Annotated in this window: 6 protein-coding genes and 1 pseudogene; 5 read left to right on the top strand and 2 right to left on the bottom strand. The window is 65.5% G+C overall.

The features are described 5' to 3' along the window. The 3 genes from era to recO all read left to right on the top strand — a co-directional run. On the top strand, positions 1–569 hold a 569-nt coding region (era, locus tag Q7T84_RS10645), incomplete at its 5' end, for a GTPase Era (RefSeq protein ID WP_304808566.1). A 17-nt stretch (positions 570–586) separates the two neighbouring features. Then, positions 587–1,396: an arylamine N-acetyltransferase gene (locus tag Q7T84_RS10640; RefSeq protein WP_304808564.1), complete on the top strand. Its 810-nt coding sequence runs from the start codon at positions 587–589 to the stop codon at positions 1,394–1,396. A gap of 15 nt (positions 1,397–1,411) precedes the next feature. Continuing rightward, a complete protein-coding gene (gene recO / locus Q7T84_RS10635; protein WP_304808562.1) occupies positions 1,412–2,143 on the top strand; it encodes a DNA repair protein RecO in 732 nt (243 codons plus the stop codon). A 6-nt stretch (positions 2,144–2,149) separates the two neighbouring features. Here the strand turns inward: recO and Q7T84_RS10630 are convergent, their stop codons facing one another. After that, positions 2,150–2,602 (bottom strand): potassium channel family protein, encoded by a 453-nt coding sequence (locus Q7T84_RS10630; RefSeq protein ID WP_304808560.1) that lies wholly within the window; start codon positions 2,600–2,602, stop codon positions 2,150–2,152. Next, the gene (locus Q7T84_RS10625; RefSeq protein ID WP_304808558.1) at positions 2,599–3,708 is read right to left on the bottom strand and encodes an AI-2E family transporter; all 1,110 of its coding nucleotides are present in this window, start codon (positions 3,706–3,708) and stop codon (positions 2,599–2,601) included. The genes Q7T84_RS10630 and Q7T84_RS10625 overlap by 4 nt, the downstream gene beginning before the upstream one ends. 397 nt (positions 3,709–4,105) lie before the next feature. On the opposite strand from Q7T84_RS10625, the pseudogene parC reads away from it, so the two are divergent. Further along, a pseudogene (parC, locus tag Q7T84_RS10620) lies at positions 4,106–6,355 on the top strand (DNA topoisomerase IV subunit A). 70 nt (positions 6,356–6,425) lie between these two features. Next, positions 6,426–7,259: serine hydrolase (locus Q7T84_RS10615; RefSeq protein WP_304808555.1), on the top strand; the 834-nt coding region annotated here is incomplete at its 3' end.

Raw genomic sequence — 7,259 nt, 5'->3', positions numbered from 1 at the left:
TGCAGAGGTCGGGCAAGAAGGCGATCCTGGCGCTCAACAAGATCGACGGCATGCGCCGCGACACCTTGCTGGCTCTGGCTCAGCGCCTGTTCGAGACCGGCGTCTATTCCGAGGTGTTCATGATCTCGGCCGCTGACGGCCAAGGCGTGGACGACCTGAAGGCCCGACTGGCCGAACTGATGCCCGAGGGGCCCTGGCTCTATCCGGAAGAGCAGACCGCCGACCTCCCGGTCCGGCTGCTGGCCGCCGAGATCACGCGCGAGAAACTGTTCCTACGGGTTCACGAGGAACTGCCCTATGCGGCGGCCGTCGAGACCACCGCCTTCGAGGAGCGCAAGGACGGCTCGGTGCGGATCGAACAGTCGATCTACGTCGAGCGCGAGAGCCAGCGCCCGATCATCCTGGGCAAGAACGGCCAGACCCTGAAATGGATCGGCCAGAAGTCCCGCGAAGAACTGATCGAACTGCTCGAGCGCCCGGTGCACCTGTTCCTGCACGTGAAGGTCGATGAGCGTTGGGCCGACAAACGCGAGTTCTACGGCGACGTGGGCCTGGATTTCGACGTCTAAGCCCATAGGTAGGCTGCATGATCGACCTGGACGCCTACTTCGCGCGCATCGGCTATGATGGGCCGCGCACGCCGACCCTTGAAACCCTGCGGGCGCTACATGCCCTGCATCCGGCCGCGATCCCGTTCGAGGCCATCGATGTTCTGCTGGATCGGGGTGTCGATCTCGATCCAACCGTGGTCGACGCCAAGCTGATCGGGGCGGGGCGAGGCGGCTATTGCTATGAGCAAAACGGCCTCTTCAAACGGGTCCTGACGGCGCTTGGCTTCGAGGTCGAGGGCGTGATCGCCCGCGTTCTGTGGAATCTCCCGCCCGACACGCCGATCCGCGCCCGGACCCATATGGGCCTGTGGGTCACGATCGACGACGAGCCCTGGTACGCCGACGTGGGCTTTGGAGGCCTGGTCCTGACGGGGCCGCTTAAGTTTGGGATCATCGACCCGCAGCCGACCCCGCATGAGACTTTCCGTCTCGTGCCTGAGGGCGAGGACATCGCGCTCCAGGCGCTGATCGGCGAGGTCTGGACCCCGGTCTATCAACTGTCCCGCGAAGTTCAGCTCGATGTGGACTACGACCTGCCCAACTGGTTCACCTCGACCCATCCCAGCTCGCATTTCCGGCACAATCTGATGGTCGCCCGGACCACCCCGGAAGCTCGCTACACGCTGCTGCACAACCGTCTGACCATTCGCGGGCAAGACGGGACGGTTGAGCGACGGATGTTGAGCGCGGACGAGATCGGCGGGGTCCTCACGCAGACCTTCGGCCTGACCGTCGAACCTGATTGGGCGCCGTTGTTCGAGCGCGCCGTGGCGGCGGGCGGTTGATGGAAGACCGGCCCCATGGAATTTGAGGACGACGCCTATGTGCTGTCGGCTCGGGTCCACGGGGAGACCGGGGCGATCGTTGAACTGCTGACCGCTCATCACGGCAAGTACGCCGCCCATGTCGCCGGCGGCGCGTCGCGACGGATGAAGCCGTTCCTGCAGGCGGGCGCGCGCATCATCCTCCAATACCGATCCAGAGTGTCCGACCAACTCGGTTCGGCGGCGCTGGAGCCGGTGGGCGAGGGGCCGGCGGCGCTGTTTGACGACCCCATGGCGCTGGCTGGACTGTCAGCCGCCGCCGCCGTGGCCGCCGCCGCTCTGCCCGAGCGCGAGCCGCATCCCGGCGCGTTCCTGGCCTTCGAGGCCCTGACCTCGGTCCTGGCCATGCCCGATATCTGGCCCGCGGTGTTCGTGCGGTTCGAGGCGGGCTTGCTGGAGGATCTGGGCTTTGGCCTCGATCTCTCCAAGTGCGCGGCCACCGGGTCGCTGGACGACCTCATCTATGTCAGCCCGCGCACCGGGCGGGCCGTCAGCCGGGCGGCGGGCGAGCCCTATAAGGACCGGCTGCTGGCCTTGCCGCCGTTCATGCTGTCCTCGCAAGGGGGGCTGTCGCCCGGCGACGTGCGCGCCGGTCTCGACCTCACGGCGCACTTCCTCGAGTTGTTCGTGTTCGGCCCGCTGAACCGTCCCTTGCCGCCGGCGCGCGTGTGGTTGGTGGATCGGCTGACCGACGCCCAACGGCTCTAGGAGCCGTTAGTCCTCGAGCGTTGTCGAAGGATGCTCCATCGCCCACTTCGTCGAGGCGCGTTGGATGGCGGCTATGAACAGCGCGGTCGTAATCCCGAACATCATGAGCCCGGTCGCGGCCTGCAGAGGTGCAAGCAGCCTTATGCGGCCGGTGAGCGTCGCGTCGCCATAGCCAAGCGACGTGAAGGTCACGCCGGAAAAATACATCGCAGTCTCAAAATCCTCGAATGCATCGAACAGTTGGTAGACCGCGGCCCAGATGGTCACCTGGACAAGGTTTCCCGCCATCAACACGAGCATCAAGGTCGATAACTGAAGGAGGATCGTGCGCCACGGCTGCGGCCCCAGTGGTCGCCTGGAGTGTCGGGCGAAGTAGTTGGCGGCGATCACCGACGCCATCGCCTGCATCACCAGGCACGCCAGCATCGCCGACAGGCCGAGGGTGGCGATCCCGATCACGGACTTGGGCCGTCGCTTTGCGAAGCGTCGTTCGCGGCCGGATGGAGTTGAAGCCATTCCATGAACAGCACATAGCCGACCGCCAATATCACGGGGCCGACAAACAGGCCGAGGAGGCCGTCGGCGATCATGCCGCCGATGACGCCGATCAGGATGATCGGCATTGGCACCTCGAGACCTCGGCCGAGCATCAGGGGCTTGAGGATGTTGTCGCTGAGCCCTGCAAACAGACTCCAGATCGTGAAGATGATCGCCGGGGCCGTGGCCTCGGTCGCGAAGACATAGATGATGACCGGCAGGGTGAGCAGGGTCGGAGGCACCTGGACGATGGCGAGGAGCAGCGCCACCAGCATCAGCAGGCCCGCCGCCGGAAGGCCAATGGCGAAGAAACCAACGCCCAGAAGCACCGACTGGATCATGGCGACACCGACCACGCCGATGGCCACGCCGCGAACCGTGGCCGCGGTGAGGGCGGTAAGTCTTGGTCCACGTTGCCGACTGCCGGTCATGAGTTCCAGCAAACGCTCGGCGAAGGCCGCGGCCCCCCTGCTGTAGGCCAGGAGCACCGCGGCGATTGCGAAGGATAGCACGAACGACAGTTCGCCGACCGCGAGCCGGCCCGCGAACCCAGCCAACCACGCGGCAGGGCGGCTCAGCTTGCCGCCGTACCTGGCGAACGCGGTGGGCGCGTCCGTGGCGACCAGCACCCAGGCCTCCGAGAGATTTTGGCCGAACACCGGGAAGTCGGCGAGCTGGGACGGAGGCGGTGGGATCACCAGGCTGTGGTTCTCCAGGCCCGAGATCAACCAGTGCGCGGAAGAAGCCAACGACGCCGCGACTAGTCCGGTCGGGACCAGGATCACCGAGACGCCCACCACGCCGATCAGGATCGATGACCAGCGATTGCCTAGCCGAGAGGCCATGCGGACGTGCAGCGGGTGCAACATGACCGCCAGCACCATCGACCAGATCAGTATGCCCACAAACGGAAGCACGATCCGGGCGCAGGCGTAGATCAGCAAGCCGAGCAGGGCGATCTGAAGCACGGCGTCGAGCATCTTCGAGCGCGAAGGCGGATCAACGGAATCTGACGCGGGCGGGTCCATTGCTTGCCCCCTTCAAGGGCAACTTACGGCGCCTTGTTCGTTCCAGGAAGTTAATGTAACGGCGCTACGCGAGCTCCTGGCAAGTCCAACCCAGGTTCTGTCACATCTGCTGCGGAGTTTGACATGAGCAGCTTGCCGTATTGCTGGGGTGTCGGCCTAGAGCGGACCGGCAACACTTCGTTTTGCGGCACGTTCGAGCAGCTTCGCGACCATAAGGGCGCGTCGGCAATGCGATGGTGGGCTCAACCGACCCGGCCGATGTTGAACGCGGGTGTTGCGGCTTAGCCGCCGCCATGGGCGAGCGGAGTTGCGCCCGGCGCGCCAAGAGTCCATGCGTCGCGGCGACTTCCGCTGCGGCGCCCGCTAGAAGTGGACTGAAATCCGAGTTTGATTCGACATGACCAAGCACATCCCCCCGCCGGGTAGCGGCGACGGCGACCGCATTATCGATGAGCCGCTGACCGAGGCACTGTCTCGGCGCTATCTCGCCTATGCGCTGTCCACCATCACTGGCCGGGCCCTGCCGGACGTCCGCGACGGGATGAAGCCCGTCCACCGGCGTTTGATGTACGCCATGCGCCAGCTGCGGATGGACCCGAACAGCTCGGCCAAGAAGTGCGCTCGCGTGGTCGGCGACGTGATCGGTAAGTATCACCCGCACGGCGATGTCGCGGTCTATGAGGCCCTGGTGCGTCTGGCTCAGGACTTCGCCCAGCGCTATCCGCTGATCGATGGCCAGGGCAACTTCGGCAATATCGACGGCGATAACGCCGCGGCCATGCGGTACACCGAGTGCAAGCTCACGGTCGCCGCCCAGCTGCTGCTTGACGGGATCGATGAGAACGCGGTCGATTTCCGCCCGACCTACGACGGCGAAGACGAAGAGCCGGTGGTGCTGCCGGCCGGCTTTCCGAACCTGCTCGCCAACGGCTCCAGCGGCATCGCCGTTGGCATGGCGACCTCGATCCCGCCGCACAACGCCGCCGAGTTGATCGACGCCTGCCTGGTGTTGTTGGAAGACCCGAACGCCGACACCGCGCGCCTGATGGAGCACGTACAGGGCCCTGACTTCCCGACGGGCGGCGTCATCGTCGAGCCGCGCGAGAGCATGCTGGAAACCTACGCCACTGGGCGTGGGGGCATCCGGGTCCGGGCGCTGTGGTCCAAGGAAGAGACTGGGCGCGGGACCTACCAGATCGTCATCACCGAGATTCCGTATCAGGTGAAGAAGGCCGATCTGGTCGAGCAACTCGCCGACTTGATCGAGAACAAGAAGGCGCCGCTGCTGGGCGACGTGCGTGACGAGAGCGCCGAGGATGTGCGCCTGGTCATCGAGCCCAAGAACCGCAACGTCGAACCTGAAGTGCTGATGGAGAGCCTGTTCAAGCTCTCGGCGCTGGAGACGCGTTTCCCGGTCAATATGAACGTGCTGGACGCCCGTGGTTCGCCGGGCGTCATGGGGCTGCGCCAGGCGTTGCGCGCCTTCCTCGATCACCGCCGCGAAGTGCTGGTCCGCCGGGCTCGCTTCCGTCTGGATAAGATCGAAGCGCGCCTGCACATCTTGGACGGCTTGGTCATCGCCTTCCTCAATCTGGACGAGGTGATCCGCATCGTCCGTTACGAGGACGATCCCAAGGCCAAGTTGATCGAGGCTTTCGAGCTTTCCGACATCCAGGCCGACGCCATCCTCAACACCCGGCTGCGCCAACTGGCCAAGCTGGAGGAGATGGAGCTTCGCCGCGAGCACGCCGAATTGGCCGAGGAACGCGACGGCTTGCTGAAGATGCTGGCCTCCGAACCAGCCCAGTGGAAGCTGGTCGGCGTGGGCCTGAAGGACGTTCGCGCGATCCTGGGTCCCGACACCAAGCTCGGCAAGCGCCGCTCGCTGTTCGACACCGCTCCGGTGGTCGACGCCGACGCGGCCATCGAGGCGATGATCGTGCGCGAGCCGATCACGGTGATCCTGTCCGAGCGCGGCTGGATCCGGGCGGCCAAGGGCAAGGTGGAAGACCCCTCGGAACTGAAGTTCAAGGAGGGTGACAAGCTCGGCCTCATCGTCCCGGCCGAGACCACCGACAAGCTGCTGATCTTCGCGTCCGACGGCCGGTTCTTCACCATCGGTTGCGACAAGCTGCCGGGCGCACGGGGTCATGGCGAGCCGCTGCGGCTGATGCTCGACCTCGACGACAAGTCCGACATCATCGACATGTTCCCGCACAAGCCGGGGACCCAGCGCGTCATCGCGGCCTAGGAAGGCTAGGGCTTCATCGTGCCGGAGGAGGAGGCGGTCAGCTTCCGCCGCGCCGGCAAGCAGGTGCTGAACGCCGGGACCAAGGGCGCGGCCTTCGCCATGCCGCTGACCGGCGACCACCTTGGCGTGGTCGGCGACAACGGCAAACTCCTGATTTTTCCTCTCGCCGAACTGCCGGAAATGCCGCGCGGCAAGGGCGTGAAGCTGCAGACCTACCGCGAGGGTGGGCTGCGCGACGCCACCGTCTTCAACGCCGCCGACGGTGCGACCTGGATTGATTCCGCCGGTCGCACCCGGGTCTGGGGTGAGTGGCGCGACTGGCTGGCCAAGCGCGCGGCCGCCGGCAAGCTGGCGCCTAAGGGCTTCCCGACCAGCAAGCGTTTCAAGCCTAAGTAGCCGTCATCGCGTCTTGCGGGCGCCCAAGGCGCCGCTAAGGTCACCCCAACAACGATTTGGGGGGAAGTGTATGACGCGCAGGATGCATCTGCTTGCGAGCGCCGTGGCGGCCATATCGATTGGCCTGGCGGCGACGCCGGCCGCGCACGCCCAGGCGAGGTCCGCCGCCCTGGCGCCGGCCGCCAGCCCTGAGGCGGTGGGCTTCGACAGCCAACGCCTGAAGCGCCTTGACGCGGCCATGGCCCAGGCGGTGACCGATGGCCGGGTCGCGGGGATGACCACCCTGCTGGCGCGGCACGGCAAGGTCGTGGCCTTCAACACCTACGGCAAGGCCAGCCTGGAAGCCGGCCAACCGATGTCCAAGGACGAGATATTCCGCATCTATTCGATGACCAAGCCGATCACCGGCGTGGCCATGATGATCCTGTTCGAAGAGGGCAGGTGGAAGCTCGATGATCCGGTCACCAAGTTCATTCCAGAATTCAAGGACCTGAGAGTCTGGAAGGGCGTCGACGCCAACGGGCAGCCGATCCTGGAACCCGTCCGGCGCCCACCGACCATGCGCGAGCTGATGAGCCATACGGCCGGGTTCGGCTATGGCCTGGGCGACAAGCACCCCGTCGACAAGATGTTTCGCGAGCAACGGGTGCTGGGTTCGTCCAACCTCCAGGAGATGACCACGAAGGTCGCCGGCATTCCGCTGATCTACCAGCCGGGCGAGCAGTGGAGCTATTCGGTCGCCGTCGATCTCCAGGGCCACATCGTCGAAAAGCTGTCGGATCAGACCCTCGGGCAGTTCTTCGAGAGCCGGATCTTCAAGCCGCTGAAGATGACCGACACCGCGTTCAGCACCGGCCAGGCCAAGGCCTCGCGATTGGCGGCTGTCTATATCGGCAATCCGGAG

The organism is Phenylobacterium sp. (assembly GCF_030654915.1).
Classification (GTDB): Bacteria; Pseudomonadota; Alphaproteobacteria; order Caulobacterales; family Caulobacteraceae; genus Phenylobacterium.
The sequence above is the reverse complement of the archived record's forward strand: the minus strand, read 5'-3'. Positions and strand labels throughout refer to the sequence as shown.

Bases quoted from the DNA above. Each gene is read 5' to 3' on its own strand.
- Q7T84_RS10640 (WP_304808564.1), top strand. From the start codon at position 587: ATGATCGACCTGGACGCCTACTTCGCGCGCATCGGCTATGATGGGCCG.
- Q7T84_RS10625 (WP_304808558.1), bottom strand. From the start codon at position 3,708: ATGGACCCGCCCGCGTCAGATTCCGTTGATCCGCCTTCGCGCTCGAAG.
- recO (WP_304808562.1), top strand. From the start codon at position 1,412: ATGGAATTTGAGGACGACGCCTATGTGCTGTCGGCTCGGGTCCACGGG.